Annotated in this window: 14 protein-coding genes and 1 pseudogene; 11 read left to right on the top strand and 4 right to left on the bottom strand. The window is 71.2% G+C overall.

Going from position 1 to position 16,599, the window contains the following annotated elements; all coding sequences use genetic code 11:
• Positions 1–86: 86 nt before the first annotated feature.
• The 7 genes and pseudogenes from ACH4ZA_RS29350 (at position 87) to serA (ending at position 6,867) form a co-directional block, all read left to right on the top strand.
• Complete coding sequence (locus ACH4ZA_RS29350) at positions 87–1,418, top strand: SidA/IucD/PvdA family monooxygenase (RefSeq protein ID WP_398432397.1); 1,332 nt, start codon at positions 87–89, stop codon at positions 1,416–1,418.
• Positions 1,415–2,485 (top strand): NAD(P)/FAD-dependent oxidoreductase, encoded by a 1,071-nt coding sequence (locus ACH4ZA_RS29345; protein WP_398432396.1) that lies wholly within the window; start codon positions 1,415–1,417, stop codon positions 2,483–2,485. Before ACH4ZA_RS29350 ends, ACH4ZA_RS29345 begins: the two co-directional genes overlap by 4 nt.
• Complete coding sequence (locus ACH4ZA_RS29340) at positions 2,482–3,810, top strand: hypothetical protein (RefSeq protein WP_398432395.1); 1,329 nt, start codon at positions 2,482–2,484, stop codon at positions 3,808–3,810. Before ACH4ZA_RS29345 ends, ACH4ZA_RS29340 begins: the two co-directional genes overlap by 4 nt.
• 3 nt (positions 3,811–3,813) lie before the next feature.
• On the top strand, positions 3,814–4,683 hold the full coding sequence (locus tag ACH4ZA_RS29335; protein ID WP_398432394.1) for a lactoylglutathione lyase: 870 nt from the start codon (positions 3,814–3,816) through the stop codon (positions 4,681–4,683).
• Between the two features lie 22 nt (positions 4,684–4,705).
• Positions 4,706–4,906: pseudogene (locus ACH4ZA_RS29330) on the top strand (2-oxoacid:ferredoxin oxidoreductase subunit beta); the annotation flags it as partial.
• A gap of 4 nt (positions 4,907–4,910) precedes the next feature.
• Positions 4,911–5,237 (top strand): ferredoxin, encoded by a 327-nt coding sequence (gene fdxA, locus ACH4ZA_RS29325; protein ID WP_398432393.1) that lies wholly within the window; start codon positions 4,911–4,913, stop codon positions 5,235–5,237.
• 37 nt (positions 5,238–5,274) lie between these two features.
• A complete protein-coding gene (gene serA / locus ACH4ZA_RS29320; protein ID WP_398432392.1) occupies positions 5,275–6,867 on the top strand; it encodes a phosphoglycerate dehydrogenase in 1,593 nt (530 codons plus the stop codon).
• Positions 6,868–7,240: 373 nt separating this feature from the next.
• Here serA and ACH4ZA_RS29315 read toward each other — a convergent pair whose 3' ends face one another.
• Together ACH4ZA_RS29315 and ACH4ZA_RS29310 are read right to left on the bottom strand one after the other, a co-directional pair.
• On the bottom strand, positions 7,241–8,773 hold the full coding sequence (locus ACH4ZA_RS29315) for an AlkA N-terminal domain-containing protein (RefSeq protein WP_398432390.1): 1,533 nt from the start codon (positions 8,771–8,773) through the stop codon (positions 7,241–7,243).
• Positions 8,766–9,773 carry a LysR family transcriptional regulator gene (locus tag ACH4ZA_RS29310; protein ID WP_398432388.1) on the bottom strand — a complete coding sequence of 336 codons (1,008 nt, stop codon included), beginning with the start codon at positions 9,771–9,773 and terminating at the stop codon, positions 8,766–8,768. The genes ACH4ZA_RS29315 and ACH4ZA_RS29310 overlap by 8 nt, the downstream gene beginning before the upstream one ends.
• A 266-nt stretch (positions 9,774–10,039) precedes the next feature.
• On the opposite strand from ACH4ZA_RS29310, the gene ACH4ZA_RS29305 reads away from it, so the two are divergent.
• Complete coding sequence (locus ACH4ZA_RS29305; RefSeq protein ID WP_398432387.1) at positions 10,040–11,104, top strand: cytochrome P450; 1,065 nt, start codon at positions 10,040–10,042, stop codon at positions 11,102–11,104.
• Between the two features lie 55 nt (positions 11,105–11,159).
• Here ACH4ZA_RS29305 and ACH4ZA_RS29300 read toward each other — a convergent pair whose 3' ends face one another.
• Positions 11,160–11,969: a thioesterase family protein gene (locus ACH4ZA_RS29300; RefSeq protein WP_398432386.1), complete on the bottom strand. Its 810-nt coding sequence runs from the start codon at positions 11,967–11,969 to the stop codon at positions 11,160–11,162.
• 78 nt (positions 11,970–12,047) lie between these two features.
• Positions 12,048–13,028, bottom strand: coding sequence for a GlxA family transcriptional regulator (locus ACH4ZA_RS29295; RefSeq protein WP_398432385.1), 981 nt, complete (start codon positions 13,026–13,028; stop codon positions 12,048–12,050).
• Here ACH4ZA_RS29295 and ACH4ZA_RS29290 point away from each other — a divergent pair.
• From ACH4ZA_RS29290 to asnB, 3 genes are all read left to right on the top strand, one after another.
• Positions 13,027–13,320 (top strand): hypothetical protein, encoded by a 294-nt coding sequence (locus ACH4ZA_RS29290; protein WP_398432384.1) that lies wholly within the window; start codon positions 13,027–13,029, stop codon positions 13,318–13,320. The genes ACH4ZA_RS29295 and ACH4ZA_RS29290 overlap by 2 nt on opposite strands.
• A 35-nt stretch (positions 13,321–13,355) precedes the next feature.
• On the top strand, positions 13,356–14,582 hold the full coding sequence (locus ACH4ZA_RS29285) for an MFS transporter (protein ID WP_398432383.1): 1,227 nt from the start codon (positions 13,356–13,358) through the stop codon (positions 14,580–14,582).
• A 117-nt stretch (positions 14,583–14,699) separates the two neighbouring features.
• Positions 14,700–16,550, top strand: coding sequence for an asparagine synthase (glutamine-hydrolyzing) (asnB, locus tag ACH4ZA_RS29280; RefSeq protein ID WP_398432382.1), 1,851 nt, complete (start codon positions 14,700–14,702; stop codon positions 16,548–16,550).
• Positions 16,551–16,599: the final 49 nt, after the last annotated feature.

Genomic DNA, 16,599 nt, shown 5'->3' with positions numbered 1-16,599 from the left:
CAGGGCCGTTCCAGGCGCCTGCGGCAGTTCGCCGCAGGCGCCTGCCGCCGCCTTTGCACGCACGACAAGCCGAGGGACCACCAGCGATGAAACAGAAAGTCCACCCCGTTCTGGGCATCGGATTCGGGCCGGCGAATCTCTCCCTGGCCGTGATCCTCGAAGAGCTCGGACACCTCAGCGACGCGCACTTCGTCGAACGCTCACCCGTCTTCCAATGGCAGGACGAGCAGCTCCTGTCCGGCGCGGACATCCAGAACAACCCCTTCCGCGACCTCGCCATGCAGCGCAACCAGGACAGCCCGCACACCTTCATCAAGTACCTGGCCTCCCGCGGAGCGCTGACCGACTACCTCCACCTCAACGCCAAGTTCCCCCTGCGCCGCGAGTACGGCGACTACCTCGCCTGGGTCGCCCGCGCGTTCGCCGACCGCGTCGACTACGGACACAGCGCCGCACAGCTCACCCTCCACAACGACGAGGACGGCAACGAACTGTTCTGCGTCGAGACCCAGCACAACGAACGCCACCTCGGGCAGACGCTCGTCCTGGGCACCGGGCGCTCACCGCGCATCCCGCACCCCTTCCCGGTCAGCCTGGGAGACACCGTCTTCCACTCCACCCGCTACCTGTCGTCCGTCAACGCCTTCCGCGACCGCGACATCCGCGTCGTCGTCATCGGCGCCAGCCAGAGCGCCATCGAGATCGTGCTCAACCTCCTGGAGCGTCCCAACGTCCGCCAAGTGACCTCCATCCACCGCAGCATCGGCTTCCGCCTCAAGGACACCAGCCCCTACAGCCGCCAGGTGTTCCTGCCCGAGTTCGTCGACTACTTCCACCCGCTGCCCGCAGCCGTCAAGCGCCGCCTGCGCACCGACCTGCGCTCCATCAACTACGCCGCCTGCGACCAGGACGTCATCGACCGGCTGGTCACCGTCCAGCGCGAGTACGACCTCATCGGCTCCGACCGGCTTCGCCTGCTCCCCTTCACCGAGGTCACGGAGATCGACGACCTCGCCGGCCACGGACCCCACCGCCTGACCGTCCGCGAGACCAACCACCACACCCACCACACCGTCGACGCCGACGTCGTCATCCTCGCCACCGGCTTCAAGGACTTCGGCATCAGCGCCGACGACGAGCGCTACCACCCCCTGCTCGAAGGAGTGGCCCACCGGCTCCCGTTCGACGACGAAGGCATCCCCGAAGTGGGGCGCGACTACGCCATCGAACTCAAGGCCCCCGACCCGGCCCCGCGCCCGCTGAAGATCTACCTCAACGGCCTGTGCGAAGCCAGCCACGGCATGGGCGACGCCGGCGCCCTGGCCATGCTGTCCGCCCGCGCCTCCGACATAGCCACCTCCCTTCTGACGCCACCCGCCCCCGCACACCGCCGCCACGCGCACCGGGCGCTGCGATGACGGCAGCGCTGACGGCGGACGTGGCCATCGTGGGGGCCGGCATCATCGGTCTGGCCAGCGCCGAACGGCTCACCGCCCACGGAGTCAGCGTGATCGTCGTCGACGACGCCCGCGCCCAGGGAGCCACCCCCGCCTCGGGCGGCCTGATCCGCGCGTTCGACCCGGACGGGACGTACGCCGCCTGGGCCGTGGAAAGCCATGCCCGCTACCTGGAGCGCGGCTGGCACGGCTCCTGGCCCGCCGTCCGCGGGGACGGCAGCCTGACCTTGATCGACCGTCAGGACCTCACCCGGGTCGAACCCCGCATCAACGCCGTGCGCGCCGCCGGACTCCCCGTCGAGGTCCTGGCTGCGGACGACGTCGCCCGGCGCTGTCCTCACCTCACCGTCCCCGGCCACCTCCTGGGCGTGCTCGAACCGAACGCCGGATGGCTGCCGGCCGGCGACGTCATCCGGGCCATGCACCGCGACGCGGGCGCAGGCCTGCGCCTCCACCGGGCCCGGGCGCTCAGCCTCAAGCACACCTCCCGCCGGATCGAAGGCGTGCGCACCTCCGACGGGAACGTCCACGCCGCCGCCGTGCTCCTCGCCGCCGGCGTGGGCAGCACGCACCTCGCCCGGACCGCGGGCGTGCGCCTTCCGCTGCGCACGAGAGCAGTGAGCTACTGCCTGTTCCGCACCGAGGACGCCACCGGCCTTCCCACGATGGTGGACCGCACCACGGGCGCGTGGCTGCGCCGATGGGGCACGGGCCACACCGTCCTGGCCGGCGTCGCCTCGACCCGCACCGACGTACCCGCCCGCACCCGCGACGGCGTCGACGCGTCCGAGGAGGACCGCATCCGCGCCGTCGTCGCCCAGCGCTTCCCGCACCTCGCCGAAGCCCCCGCCGTCGGTGGAGTCACGGCCTACGACGCCATGGCGACGACAGGCGGCCCCGCGACGGTGACCAGCTGGTCCCGCCCAAGTGGACTGGTGACCGCGGCCGGCTGGAACGGAGGCGGGTTCAAGCTCGCCCCCGCCGTCGGCCGCCGGGCCGCCGACCATCTCCTGGAGGCGCTCACATGACGACGCGCGCGACACGGTGGCGGCTGAACCCCACCGACGAAATGCTGCACCAAGCGGCCACGGCACTGGGTTCGTCCCGCATCGTCCAGGTCCTGTGGCGCCTGCCGGGCCCCCTCCCCGAGGCTGAACTGCACGCGGAATGGCAGCGCCTCGACCGCGGCCTGCTCAGCCGCACCGCGGCCGGCAGCGCGGTCCCCGGCGGCCGCCGCAAGTGGATCACGACGCCGAACACCCACCGTCCGGCGATCGACCGCACGCCCCTGACCCCCGACACCGCCCTCGCCTGGGCCGACGCGCAAGCCCTCACACCGCTGCCGGTGGACTCGAGCCGACTGTGGCGCCTGGCGGCCGCCCCTTACGCGGAAGGATGCCTCGTCTCCCTGACCGTCCCGCACTTCCGCAGCGACGGACTGGGCCTGCTCCACGCGATCGCCGCTCGCACCCCGGCACAGCAGCCCCACGACAGCGACCTGACCGACGCGCTGGGCCAGACGACCCGGGCGCTGACCCGCACGCTGTCCTGGCTGCTGCGCGAGCCGCGCCACCGACGGCAGGACGTCCTGCGAGCCCTGGCCACGCTGTCCGCGGCCGGCCGCGCGCCCCAGCCCGCCTCGACGCCCCGCTACTTCAGCACCGCCGTCCTCACGGTGCCGGCCGACACCTGGCACGACGTCGCCCGCCGCCACCACGGCACCGGCAACACCCTCCTGCTGGAGATCGCCGCCAACCTTGTGCGCACCCACGTCCCCCGCGCACACCGGCAGGACGTCCAGGTCGGCATCCCCATGAGCCTGCGCCACCCTGCAGGGGACGAGCAGGCCAACGCACTCGTCGTCGTCCCCTTGGGCCTTCCCGGCGGCGCCGCGCACCACCGCGACCTCCGGCCCACCCGGCACGCCACCAGAACACTGCTCGAGGACTCGGGAGCGCACAGCGCCACCCTCGTCCCCGAGGCCCTGTGGCACCTGCTGCCCTCCCGCGCCGCCGCCGCCCTCAAAGCCCCCGGAGCGCAGCAGACGGACGTCGTCGCCTCCAACTTCGGCCGGGCGGACCACGATGTGACCCGCTTCGCCGGACGCACCGCCGAATCCCTCGCGCTGCGCACCATGAACGTGCCCGGGCTCGTGCCGGAGCGCGCACGACTGAGGGCGTCCCTGTGCCTGGTGCAGAGCGGCCGGGAGATGACGGTGACCGTGACCGGCATGCCCGACCACTTCGGAGACTCCACCCGCCTGCGACACCTCGTGAGCGAGGAGTTCGCGGCCTGGGGCCTGCCCGTGCGGTCCTGGTGGACCTCTGCTCCCCACTCCGTCCGGAAAGGCTGACCGATGCCCGCTCCCCAGCAGCCCGCCGCTCCCGAGCGCTGGTTCCGCACCCGCCCCGACTCCTCCACACTGACCCGACCGCGCCTGCTGGCCCGTTCACTGATCGCCCTGCACGACCTGGACGAGCACATCAGCCACTACGAGAACCTCCTGGGCGTCCCGGCCGACCTGCGCATGCCCATCCCCGACTTCGGAGGCCTGGAGCTCGCCGCCGTCGGCCATGTGCTGCTCATCGCCGGCATTCGCCCCTTCACGCCGATCCAGCGACAGACGCGCTACTCCCTGATCGTGCCTGAGCTGCGGCAGGAGCTGGATCTGCTCGCCGTCACCGGTACCACCGTGGTGGAACCGCCCGAGCCGATCCTTCCCGGCGCGCGGGCGCGGGTCCGCTACCCCGACGCGACCCTTGCCGAACTCGTCGAGCACCGGCCCTGGAAGGGCGAACAGCCGAGGCCCGCCATGCCCGGAAGGCGCCGAGCCGACCTGCCGGAGACGGGCGTACGACTGCTGCCCCGGCACGCCGTGGCCGACACCGACTTCCCCGCCACCGTGCGGCTCTACGAGAAGCTGCTGCGGACGCCCGCGCGCACCCCGAGCCTGACCGGGCCCGCCATGGCGCGGACCGCCGTCGTGGGAGACCTCCTCGTCGTCGGGCTGCCGGGCACGGCGGCCGTCGACGCCGGCCAGCCGCGGACAGCGCTGATCACCTCCGAGTCCGCCTCCGGCACCCCCGCAGGCCCGGCCGGCACCACCGCAGGCACCGTCCTCCTCGCCGGGGATCTCTCGGCGGAGGTCTGGAGGGGGACCGTCACGACGGACCGCGCCCCGCTGCCGTCCGCCGACCGGATGCGCCCGGGAGCCGCCCATGCCTGACGACGCACACGAACCCCCCGACCCCGCCACCGCATTCGCCCTGTCCCGCCTCGCCGACCCCGACACCCTGCACCACACACCGATCGGCGTCCTGCGCCAGGTCCAACGCCCCGTCTACGAAACGCAGATGGCCGGCCAGCTCGCAGCGGCCGTCGAACGCGACGGCAAGGGCGACCTCGCGGCACTGCTCGCCGGCACCGACGCCTGGACCGTCAAGGAGTGATCGCATGACCTACGTCATCGCCCAGCCGTGCATCGACGTCAAGGACAAGGCCTGCATCGAGGAATGCCCCGTCGACTGCATCTACGAAGGCCCGCGAAAGCTGTACATCCAGCCCGACGAATGCGTGGACTGCGGAGCGTGCGAGCCGGTCTGCCCGGTGGAGGCCGTCTACTACCAGGACGACCTGCCCTCCGACTGGGTGGACTACACGAGCGTCGAGCGCGACTTCTTCGCCGACATCGGCGCCCCGGGCGGAGCCGCCGCCCAGCCGCCGCTCGAGAAGGACCACCCCGTCGTGGCGCATGAGCCGCAGCAGACCCCCGCCTCCTGAGAACCCGCCGCGGCTCTCCCCACCGGAATCGAGTCCCATGACAGCCCCCATCGTGCTGCTGACCGAAGCGCTCGCTCCGACCACCGTCGACGCACTCGGCCCGCAGGTGGACGTCCGCCACTGCGACGGCAGCGACCGCGCCCGGCTGCTGGCGGCCGTGCGTGACGCGGACGCCCTCCTCGTGCGCTCGGCCACCCGGGTGGACGCCGAGGTACTCGCCGCCGCCCCCCGTCTCAAGGTCGTCGGACGGGCGGGCGTCGGACTGGACAACGTGGACCTCGAGGCCGCGACCCGGGCCGGCGTCACCGTCGTCAACGCACCCGCGTCCAACAGCGTCACCGCGGCCGAACTCGCCTGCGGCCTGATCATCTCGGTGGCCCGCCACATTCCGCAGGCGAACGCGTCGCTGAAGGGCGGGCAGTGGCAGCGCAGCCGCTACACGGGCGTGGAACTGGCGGACAAGACCCTCGGCATCATCGGCGCGGGACGCATCGGAAGGCTCGTGGCCCACCGCATGCGTGCCTTCGGCATGCAGATCATCGCCCACGACCCGTACCTGACCGCGTCCCAGGCGGCCGAGACGGGAGCGCGGCTGGTGACGCTGGACGAACTGCTCACCACGTCCGACTTCATCACCGTGCACCTGCCCAGGACCGCCGAGACGACGGGCCTCATCGGCCACGACGAACTGAGCCGGGTCAAGCCGGGCGTGCGCATCGTCAACGCGGCCCGCGGCGGCATCGTCGACGAGCAGGCTCTCGCCGCCGCACTGGCCGAGGGACGCGTCGCCGCGGCGGGCCTGGACGTGTTCGCCACCGAGCCCTGCACGGACTCCCCGCTGTTCTCCCTGGACAACGTGGTGAGCACACCGCATCTGGGCGCCTCCACCGTCGAGGCCCAGGACCGAGCCGGCACCACGGTCGCCCACTCGGTGCGCCGGGCGCTGGCCGGCGAACTGGTTCCCGACGCCGTGAACCTGCACCTGGGCGCCCCGCTCGCCGAAGTGACGCGCTTCCTCCCGCTCGCCGCCGACCTCGGCCGCGTCTTCACCGCCCTGGCCGACGGGCAGCCCCCCGCGGACCTCGACGTCGAGGTGCACGGCCCGATCACCCGGCACGACGTCACAGCGCTCGAGCGCGGCGTGCTCACGGGCATGCTCGCCGGCGCCGACTGCCGACGTGTCACCTTGGTGAACGCCTCCCTGATCGCCCGGGACCGCATCGACGCGGTCCGCTTCGTCACCAGCTCCGAGAGCGCCTCCCACACCGACCAGATCATCCTGCGCGGCACCCTGCCCGACGGCCGCGCGATCGCCGTCTCCGGGACCCTGTCCGGCCCCAGGAACACCCGCAAGCTCACCGGGATCGCCGACTACGACATCGACCTGGAGATCACCGACCGGATGCTGTTCCTGCAGTACAAGGACGTGCCCGGCATGATCGGCACCATCGGCCGGGTCCTGGGGGAGGCCGGGGTCAACATCGCCGTGATGCAGGTGGCACGGATCGTCGAAGGAGGCGACGCCGCAGTCGCCCTGACGGTCGACAGCGTCATCTCTCCCGGACTGCTGCACACGCTCGGCGAGGTCGTCCGTCCCGCCTGGGTCCACTTCGTCGATTTGACGGCATGAGCGTCGTGCACTTTCGCGTGCTCGACGAAAGCCGACGGCCGGCGCCGCCCGGGGCCGGCCGTCGGCGGCCGCCACCACCCGTCACTCAATGCCCGCGCACTGCGCGTTCAGGCCTGAGCTGCCCACTGCCCCCGAGGTGTGCAAGGCGGTGACGGACGCCGTGAGGGGGCCGCGATGGACGCGACCGGACAGCGACTCGGCAGGCAAGCCGCCGTCGGCTGCCGGATCGGCGCACGCCCGAAGGACCGGCGGCGCCGACGCTGCCGCGCGATCGCTGCCGCGCTCCGATCAGCCCGGCCGGCGCTGCACGTCCTCCGGCACCGAGCGGATCCCGTCGGCGACGTTCTCGACGGGAACGCGCAGGCCTTGCCCGTCACGAGGAGCCTTCGGCGGTGACGGGGGAAGCGGGCGACGCGACGGCCGCCGGCGGTGAGGTCACGTCATCGCCGGGCATCTCGTCGACGGGGTGCTCTCCAGTGGCCCACAGATACTGCACGGCGTAGCCGCGCCAGGGCTGCCAGGCACGGGCGTGGCGCAGCAGGGCGGCCGGTGTGCCCGGGAGACCGAGGGCGGCGGCGGCCGGCCTGACGCCGAGGTCCGTGACCGGGAAGGCGTCGGGGTCGCCCAGCGCGCGCAGCGCGATCGTCTCCACCGCCCAGGGCCCGACACCGGGCAGGTCGCCGAGCCCGGCGCGCGCCTCCTGCCAGTCGCTGCCCGCGCCCAGATCGAGGCGGCCCGACGCCAGTGCGCCGATCACGGCGATCACGGCGTCCTTGCGTTGTCGCGGCAGGACGATGGCCGCGGGATCCAGGCCGGCCAGGGCCATGGGGGAGGGGAAGAGGTGCGTGAGTCCTCCCGTCGCGTCGGCCACGCCTTCGCCGTGTGCCCGCACCAGGCGCGCGGCGTGCGTGCGGGCGGTGGCCGGGGACGCCTGCTGCCCCAGCAGGGCGCGGACGGCGAATTCGGCGCCGTCCACGGTCTGCGGGATGCGGCGGCCCGGATTCTTGCGGACCAGCGGGGCGAGCAGGTCGTCGTCCTGCAACGCGTCGTCGTAGGCCACCGGGTCGGCGTCGAGATCCAGCAGGCGCCGGCACCGGTTGATGGCGATCGTCAGGTCGCGCAGGTCGGACAGGGTGAGCGAGCACTGGACGTACGACGCTCCCGTCGGCCGCAGTTCGGCGATGCCGTGGCCGTGCGGCAGCCGCAGGGTGCGCCGGTACGCCCCGTCGCGCCATTCCTCCACTCCCGGCACCGCCGTGGCCGTCAGATGCCCGAACAGACTGTCGGGGCACAGCGGGGACCGGTAGGGCAGGCGCAAGGCCACCGTGCCGGCCGCGGACGAGGGACGGCCGCGACGGCGCAGTTCGGACGGGGACATGCCGAACACGCTCTGCACGGTGTCGTTGAACGTGCGGATGGACGCGAATCCGGACGCGAACGCCACGTCGGCCATCGGCAGTCGGCTGGTCTCGATGAGCAGACGGGCGGCCTGGGCGCGCTGGGCGCGCGCCAGGGCGGCGGGTCCGGCGCCCACCTCCGCCTGGAGCTGACGCTCGACCTGACGCGTCGAGTAGCCCAGGCGTGCCGCCAGTCCGGGCACGCCCTCCCGGTCCACGACACCGTCCTTGATCAGCCGCATCGCCCGTGCTGCCAGGCCGGCCCGCACGTTCCACTCGGGGGACCCGGGTGTGGCGTCGGGACGGCAACGTTTGCAGGCGCGGAAGCCCGCCTGCTGGGCCGCCGCCGCGCTGGGATAGAAGGTCATGTTCTTGGGCTTGGGCGGGACGACCGGGCAGCTGGGCCGGCAGTAGATCTTCGTGGTCAGCACCGCCGTGAAGAACCAGCCGTCGAACCGGGCGTCCTTGGACTGGACCGCCCGAATGCAGTGTTCCGCATTCTCATGCATGGACCCATCCTGCGTCTTCTCCCTCGGGGGAGCTGGCAGCTTTACGACGTGAACCTTCAGGCGTCCCTCCGGACGCGCTCGCGGCGCCTGCCCGGGGCGGCCGTGTGACGTTGGTGCGGCAGAACGACGCGAAGGCCGCGGCCCGCCGTGTCGGCTGCGTGCCCGCCAGCCGCGCCAGCCCGACGTCGAGGGGGGCGACCCGGTCGGCGATCCGGCGGATGTGCACGGCTCGTCCCTCGTAGCTGATGTTGAGAGCAGGGCGCTGGATGAGCAGGGAGTAGCCCGTGCCGCGCGCCACCAGGCTGCGGACGACCTCGAAACTCTGCGTGCTGTGGCGCACCACGGGAGCGATCCCCGCCGTGGCGAGGACGTCGCTGAAGTAGCGGCGGCTGGGCGGCACGTCCAGCATGACCATGTCGTGACCGGCCAGATCGGCCAGGCGCACCCTCTCGTGGTCCGCCAGCGGATGCCGTTGCGGCAGAAGGACGTGCGGTTCGACGGAGTACAGCCTGTCGAACGTGATGTCGTCCTCCACGTCCATTCCGTACAGCAGGGTCACCTCGCAGCGCCCTTCCCTCAGGAGGCGCTGCAGGGTGGTCACCGAGCCCTCGACGAAGTCCAGGGTGACGGCGGGGTGAGCGAGGGTGAACTCCTCCATCAGCCACGGCACCAGGAACGGGGCCAGTGTCGTGAAACAGCCGATCACCAGATGCCCGCTCGGTCGGCGGCCCACCTCCTGCACGCTTTCACGCAGATCCTCGCTGCTCGTCAGCAGTGCTTTGGCCTGAGGCAGGAAGAGGCGGCCGGCGGCCGTCAAGGTGAGTCCCTTGGCCCTGGCGCGCAGGAGCAGCTGCACCCCGACCTGATGCTCGAGCTCTCCGATGCCGGCCGACACCGCCGAGGGCGACACGTACAGTCGCCGGGCCGCCCCGGTCAGCGTTCCGGCCTCGGCGGCGGCCACGAAGTAGTCCAGCTGGCGCAGGCTTATTCGCTCAGACATAAATAACCCCGGTTGATGTCCAGAATTTTCTGGTTTTCAAAACGGTCGGCGGCGGGTGAGACTGAGAGCCGCCGAGCCCTGGGAGTTTCGTTATGACGGACATGACGGCTTGCCCGGTAAACCACCGTTTCAATCCGCTGGGTGACGCCTACGTCGACGACCCGTACCCGATATTGTCTGCCGTGCGCGAAGAAGGACCCGCCTTCTATGCGCCGGTGATAGACATGTGGGTGATAACCGGATACGCGGACATCCAAAGCGCGTTGATGAACCCGAAAGTCTTCTCTGCCGCGGTCGGGCAGCGTCCGGTCTTTCCTCTGACGGAGGAGGCGCAGTCGATCGTCAAGGCCGGCTTCCACGCCTATCCGGTCATGTCGGACTGCGATCCCCCTCGTCACACCCGAATCCGCCGGCACAACCAGAAAGGCTTCTCGGCCCGCAGGATCTCGGTCCTGGAGCCCAAGGTGTGGGCCAAGGCGACCGAGCTGGTCGACGAGATCCGGCCCGGGGTCGTCGATCTCGTCCCGGCGCTGACCTACCCCCTGCCCGCCTACATGATCTTCACCTTCATCGGGTTCCCCGACGAAGACATGGACATGCTGAAGTCGTGGTGCGGCAACCGCATCGCCTTCAGCTGGGGCAAGCCGACGCCGGACGAACAACGCGTCATCGCCGACAACATGGTCAACTACTGGCGGTACTGCGAGGAGTTCGTCGCCGAGCGGGCGGCCGATCCCGTCGACGACTTCACGAGCGACCTGGTCCGGATCCACCGGGAAGACCCCGACAGCCTCTCGATCGCGGACATCACCAACGTCGCCTACGGCCTCAGCTTCGCCGGCCACGAGACCACCACCAGCTTCACCGGGAACGCGGTGCGCAGGCTGCTCGCCGACCGCACGCAGTGGGACGAGCTGTGCGCCGACCGCTCGCTCATCCCCAAGGCGGTCGAAGAGGTGCTGCGCTACGACAGCAGCATCCCCGCCTGGCGGCGCATCACCACCGAGGCGGTGACGGTCGCAGGCGTCGAGATCCCCGCCCAGGCCAAGGTGCTCCTGCTGCTGGGCGCGGCCAACCGCGACCCCGCCCACTTCGAGAACCCCGAGGCCTTCGACATCCACCGTGAGGACTCCCGCAAGCACCTCGCCTTCGGCCAGGGAATCCACTACTGCATCGGCGCCGCCCTGGCGCGCATGGAGGCGCGGATCGCACTCGATCTCCTGACGCAGCGCGCCCCCGGGATGCGGGTCGTCGAGGACCAGGACTTCGACTTCCCTGCCAACGTCTCCTTCCGCGGGCCGCGCAGGCTGCTGGTCGACTGGCCCGGCTAGGGCATCGGGCGCGGAGCCGGGGCGGCCCGCTCGCCCCGTGCGGGCCGCCCGCCGGTCAGCGTTCATTGACCAGCAACGTCTGCATCACCTGGCCGCACTCGCCGGTCTCGTCGTGCATCTGGCCGACAGCCAGCCCCGATCCACCGGGGCTCGCGGCCGTGGCCGACCGCATGCACAGCCACGCCCCGACGGGCGGCCGGTGCAGCGCGAGCGTCACGTCCGTGTTGACGACGAGCCGGTGGTGGTGGTCCAACTCGAAGGCGACGGCCCAGCTGCTGTCCGCCAGAGTCAGCGCGCGGGTGAGGGCCGTGTCCGGCGCCCCCGCCACCAGCGGGATCCGCTGACGCGCCCAGGCCGCGCCAGGCCCCAGGACGTCAAAGCCCGCGCCTGCCTCGAAGCGCCACTCCATGGCCGCGATGTACCCGTCGAGGTGCGCCCGCGCCATGGTGTGCGGCGCCTGGGGGCCGGGCAGGGGCGGCGCCGGACGGCCGACGCGCAGGGCAGGTGTGTCGAGCGGGCCGGCCGCCATCCGCCAGGCCCGGGCCAGCATCACGGGACCGTCGCCGGAGCTGATCTCGCCTTCCAGCAGCTCGACGCGCCGACCCGCGTGCACGGTCCGCACGGACACCTGCAGCTCCGCCACAGGAACGGGGCGGGGCAGTTCCACCGTCACCCGGGCGATGTGGAAGCCGGCACGCGGTGCGTGCGCCTCCATCGCCCTGCCCAGCAGCGCCGAGGGCGGACCGCCGTGCTGCCATTTGGGGCTCCACGGGCCGGCCGTGGCCGCGGTGCTCTCGAAGCGGCCGTGTCCCAGGTCGTGGTAGAAGGCCTCCGGCAAGCCGGCCGGTACCGGGTGCTCCGTCATGTGCTTCCTTCCTCCGTGTGAACGGCGGGCGGCACGCCGCTGCCCGCCGGCGATGCGCGGCATTCGCTACGCCGCCGCTCAGGGCCCGGGGCGGGCCGGATCCGTCTGTACGGGCCGCTCTGCCCCGTGCGCCCGAAACCAGCGTCGATAAGCGTCCGGAGGCAGGCCCGTGGTCCGGCTGAAGTGCCGGCGCAGGGTCGCTCCGGTCCCCATCCCCGTCTGGGCGGCGATCTGTTCGATGCTCAGGGCCGTCGTCTCCAGCAGCCGCTGGGCGCGGTGCACACGCTGCGACAGCAGCCACTGCAGCGGCGCCATCCCGGTGATGGAGCGGAAGTGGCGCGTCAGAGTACGCCGGCTGACGCGGGCCTGTTGGGCCATGTCCTCCACGGTCAGCGGGCAGTCGAGGCGCTCGGAGGCCCACGGCAGGATCTGCGCGAGAACCTCGTCCGTGTCGGGTTCGGCGGGGGCGGGGGAGTCGGACGCCGGCTCGGAGAACGGCGCTACGAGGCGGCGCGCCAGCGCTTCGGCGACGGCAGGCCCGTGATCAAGGCTGACGACGTGGAGGAACAGGTCGAGACTGGCCGCGCCGCCCACCGAGGTGAGCAGGTCGCCGTCGTCCACGTACCGGGCTGCCGAGTCCGGCTCGACGCGCGGGTACCGGGCGGCCAGGGCGTCGACGTGCGCCCAGTGCACACTCGCCCGGCGGCCGTCGAGGAGCCCGGCCGCCGCGAGCACGAAGACCCCGGTCGACGCGGCGATCACCCGGGCCCCCGCGCCGTGGGCCGCCTGGATCGCCCGCACCAGGGCGGCGGGCGGCGCGAGATGCGTGTCCGGCCATGCCGGGACCACGATCGTGTGCGCGTCCGGCAGCTGATCGGTGTTCCACAACCGCTCCGCACGGCAGGCGTCACAGCTCTGGGCGCCGTCCGGGGCCCAGCCGGCGAATTCGTACCACGGATCGACCAGGTACGACCGGTCGACGCCGAAAACCTCACGAGCTGCCGAGACGTCCAGCCCAGGAACAGTCGAAGGGAAAAGCAGAGCCACGGATATGGGCATGGATGACACCGTCATCCGGGTGTCCGCGCCCGGTCAACGCCATCTTGCCGAAGTCGCACACGAGTACGTGAATGCCGGACGTGTGTGCGGTAATGCGAAGGCGTCGGACAGGGACTTGCCCAAGTCGCGCACGACCTGCGCGGCTGCCGGAATTCGCCGCGTGATCCCCGCCCAAACCCGTGACCTGCGAGAACCACCGCGGAACACATGGCGACTTTGCGACGTCACCCTCGCGCACAGCGTTGATGTCGCAGATCTGCCAGCCTTCGTCCCGCTCCGCCTGTTGAACTGATCACGCAAGAGCACACTCGTCACAGGACGGAATCCATGGCTGCATCCACCACCGCCACCACGCACGACCTGGGCGGGGCCGCCTCACCGCCTCGCTCCCCGGTGATCGGATGGCTGGCCGTCGTCGCGGTGATGCTGGGCATCTTCTCCATCGTCACCACAGAAATCCTTCCGATCGGACTTCTGACCAAGATCGGCGCCAGCTTCACCATCTCCGACGGCATGGCCGGTCTCATGATGACCATGCCCGGCTTCCTCGCAGCGATCGCCGCGCCCGTCGTCACGGTGGCGACCGCGCGGATCGACCGCCGCCTGATGCTGTGCGTCTTCATGATCCTTCTCGCGGGCGCCAACTTCATGGCCGCGGCGGCACCCGCCTACTGGATGGTCCTGCTCTCCCGCGTCCTCGTCGGGATCGTCATCGGCGGCTTCTGGTCCATCGGCGCCTCCCTGGCCGAACGCCTGGTGCCCGCCGAATCCGTCGGCCGGGCCACGGCCGTGATCTTCTCCGCCGTCCCCCTCGGCTCCGTGCTCGGCGTGCCGGCCGGCACCTTCATCGGCGACCTGGCCGGATGGCGCACCGCGTTCATCGCCATGGGCGGCCTCACCGTCGCGGTGCTGATCATGCTGCTGATCGTCATGCCGCCCCTGCCGCCCCGCCAGACGACCCGCCTGACCGTGCTGCGCGGCATGCTCGACAGCGTCGCCACCCGCTTCGCCCTGCTGCTGACCGTTCTGGTCGTCCTGGCGCACTTCGGGACCTACACCTACGTCACACCGTTCCTGGAGCAGGTCACCGACGTCAGCTCCGGGCTGATCACCGTCTTCCTGCTCATCTACGGCGCGGCGGGCATCCTCGGCAACTTCCTCGGCGGCTCACTGGTCGCGCGCCACCCGCGCGCCACCTTCGGCGCCGCCGCCGGCATGATCGCGGCCGCCACCCTGCTCCTTCCCGTGCTGGGGCAGTGGAAAGCCGGAGCCATCGCCCTCCTCGTCGTCTGGGGCGTGGGCTACGGGGCCGTTCCCGTCTCGTCCCAGACCTGGTTCACCAAGGCGAGCCCCAGCACCCCCGAAGCCGCCTCCGTCATGTTCACCGCCTCCTTCCAAGCCACGATCTCCCTGGGCGCCCTGCTCGGCGGCTTCGTCGTCGACGCCAGCTCACCCTCCACGGTCATGACCCTGGGCGGCATGACAGCCGCACTGATGGTCATCGCCGTATGGGCCCACTACGCCCGACGCCTGAACTGGCCTGACAACGCCTGATCCCACACGGCCGCCTGTTAACGCCCGGCACACCCCGGGCCCGGCCGAACCGCGTACGGCCGGGGCGCCCGATCCCGGATCTCCGGTCCCCAACACACCATGGAGAGGACAACCCACATGTGCGGAATCGCCGGATGGGTGGACTTCGAACGCGACCTGACCCGTGAACGCGCGACGGCAGACGCCATGACCGAGACCATGGCCTGCCGCGGCCCGGACGCAAGCGGCTTATGGACCGACCGTCACGCCGCCATCGGCCACCGCCGGCTGTCCGTGATCGACCTCGAGGGCGGCAAGCAGCCCATGCTCGCCGAAGACGACGGCCGCACACCGGCCGTGCTGACCTTCAGCGGCGAGATCTACAACTACCGGGAGCTGCGCTCCGACCTCGTCTCCCGCGGCCACCGCTTCCGCACCAAGAGCGACACCGAGGTCGTCCTGCGCGCCTACCTGGAATGGGGCGCGGACTTCGCGACCAGGCTGAACGGCATGTTCGCCTTCGCCATCTGGGACACTCGCAGCGAGGAACTGCTCCTGGTCCGAGACCGCATGGGCGTCAAGCCGCTCTACTACTTCCCCACCCCCCACGGTGTCGTGTTCGGCTCCGAACCCAAGGCGATCCTCGCCAACCCCGACATCCCGCGCCGCGTCGACGCCGACGGTCTCAGCGAGATCCTCGACATGGTCAAGACCCCCGAACACGCCATCTTCACCGGCATGTTCGAAGTCCGCCCCGGCCATCTCATCCGTGTGCGCCGCCAGGGACTGACCAAGCACCGGTACTGGGCCCTCGAGGCCAAGGAGCACACCGACTCCCTGGACCGGACGATCCGCACCGTGCGAGAACTCCTCGAGGACATCGTCTCCCGGCAGCTCATCTCCGACGTCCCCCTGTGCAGCCTGCTGTCCGGCGGCCTGGACTCCTCCGCCGTCACCGCCCTGGCCGCCAAGGCGCTCAAGGACCAGGACGCCGGCCCCGTCCGGTCCTTCTCCGTCGACTTCGTCGGCGCAGCCGAGAACTTCGTCCCCGACCCGCTGCGCAGCACCCCGGACGCCCCCTTCGTCCGGGACCTGGCAGAACTGGTCGACGCGGACCACAAGGAGATCCTCCTCGACAGCGACGATCTCAGCGATCCCACAGTCCGAGCCGCCGTCCTGGCCGCCACCGACCTGCCGCCCGTCTGGTACGGGGACCTGTGGCCGTCCCTCTATCTCCTCTTCCAGGCCGTACGCCGGCGCTCGACCGTCGCCCTCTCGGGAGAGTCGGCCGACGAACTCTTCGGCGGCTACAGCTGGTTCCACGACCCCGAAGTGCTCACCGCCGAGACCTTCCCCTGGCTCACCAGCACACCCGGACCGTTCTACGACGGCACCCCCCTCTTCGACACCCACCTGCTCACGCGACTCGACCTGCCGGGCCGACGCAGCGACAGCTACCACGACGCGATCGCCGAGACCCCCGTGCTCCCGGGCGAAAGCGGACTGGAGAAGCGGATGAGGGAGCTCAGCTACCTCAACCTCACCCGTTTCGTGAACACCCTCCTGGACCGCAAGGACCGCATGAGCATGGCCGTGGGCCTTGAGGTGCGCGTCCCCTTCTGCGACCACCGGCTCGTGGAGTACGTCTTCAACGCCCCCTGGGCGATGAAGAAGTTCGACGGACGGGAGAAGAGCCTGCTGCGCGCCGCCACCCGCGACGTCCTGCCGAAGTCCATCGCGGAACGCGTCAAGGCGCCCTATCCCAGCACCCAGGACTCCGGCTACGAGAAGAAGCTGCGCGACAGGTTCGCCGAGGTGCTCTCCAGCGGAACCGCGCCCATCCTTCCGCTGCTCGATCTGAACCGGGTCCAGGACCGGCTGACCCGGCCGGTCAGCGCCGAGAGCACGCAGATCACCCGGATCGACCTCGAAGTGCCCCTGTCGCTCAACGCCTGGCTCGAGTCGTACGACGTCACCCTCGACCTGTAGCCCTTGACGAACGGCCCCGCAGCCGCGCCGAACTCGGCTCGGCGAGCCC

The organism is Streptomyces sp. NPDC020597, from assembly GCF_044335095.1.
Taxonomy (GTDB): domain Bacteria; phylum Actinomycetota; class Actinomycetes; order Streptomycetales; family Streptomycetaceae; genus Streptomyces.
This window is presented reverse-complemented; position numbering and strand designations above follow the sequence as displayed.

Coding starts and splice junctions, on each gene's coding strand:
- ACH4ZA_RS29350 (WP_398432397.1), top strand. CDS start 87: ATGAAACAGAAAGTCCACCCCGTTCTGGGCATCGGATTCGGGCCGGCG.
- ACH4ZA_RS29345 (WP_398432396.1), top strand. CDS start 1,415: ATGACGGCAGCGCTGACGGCGGACGTGGCCATCGTGGGGGCCGGCATC.
- ACH4ZA_RS29340 (WP_398432395.1), top strand. CDS start 2,482: ATGACGACGCGCGCGACACGGTGGCGGCTGAACCCCACCGACGAAATG.
- ACH4ZA_RS29335 (WP_398432394.1), top strand. CDS start 3,814: ATGCCCGCTCCCCAGCAGCCCGCCGCTCCCGAGCGCTGGTTCCGCACC.
- fdxA (WP_398432393.1), top strand. CDS start 4,911: ATGACCTACGTCATCGCCCAGCCGTGCATCGACGTCAAGGACAAGGCC.
- serA (WP_398432392.1), top strand. CDS start 5,275: ATGACAGCCCCCATCGTGCTGCTGACCGAAGCGCTCGCTCCGACCACC.
- ACH4ZA_RS29315 (WP_398432390.1), bottom strand. CDS start 8,773: ATGCATGAGAATGCGGAACACTGCATTCGGGCGGTCCAGTCCAAGGAC.
- ACH4ZA_RS29310 (WP_398432388.1), bottom strand. CDS start 9,773: ATGTCTGAGCGAATAAGCCTGCGCCAGCTGGACTACTTCGTGGCCGCC.
- ACH4ZA_RS29305 (WP_398432387.1), top strand. CDS start 10,040: ATGAACCCGAAAGTCTTCTCTGCCGCGGTCGGGCAGCGTCCGGTCTTT.
- ACH4ZA_RS29300 (WP_398432386.1), bottom strand. CDS start 11,969: ATGACGGAGCACCCGGTACCGGCCGGCTTGCCGGAGGCCTTCTACCAC.
- ACH4ZA_RS29290 (WP_398432384.1), top strand. CDS start 13,027: ATGGATGACACCGTCATCCGGGTGTCCGCGCCCGGTCAACGCCATCTT.
- ACH4ZA_RS29295 (WP_398432385.1), bottom strand. CDS start 13,028: ATGCCCATATCCGTGGCTCTGCTTTTCCCTTCGACTGTTCCTGGGCTG.
- ACH4ZA_RS29285 (WP_398432383.1), top strand. CDS start 13,356: ATGGCTGCATCCACCACCGCCACCACGCACGACCTGGGCGGGGCCGCC.
- asnB (WP_398432382.1), top strand. CDS start 14,700: ATGTGCGGAATCGCCGGATGGGTGGACTTCGAACGCGACCTGACCCGT.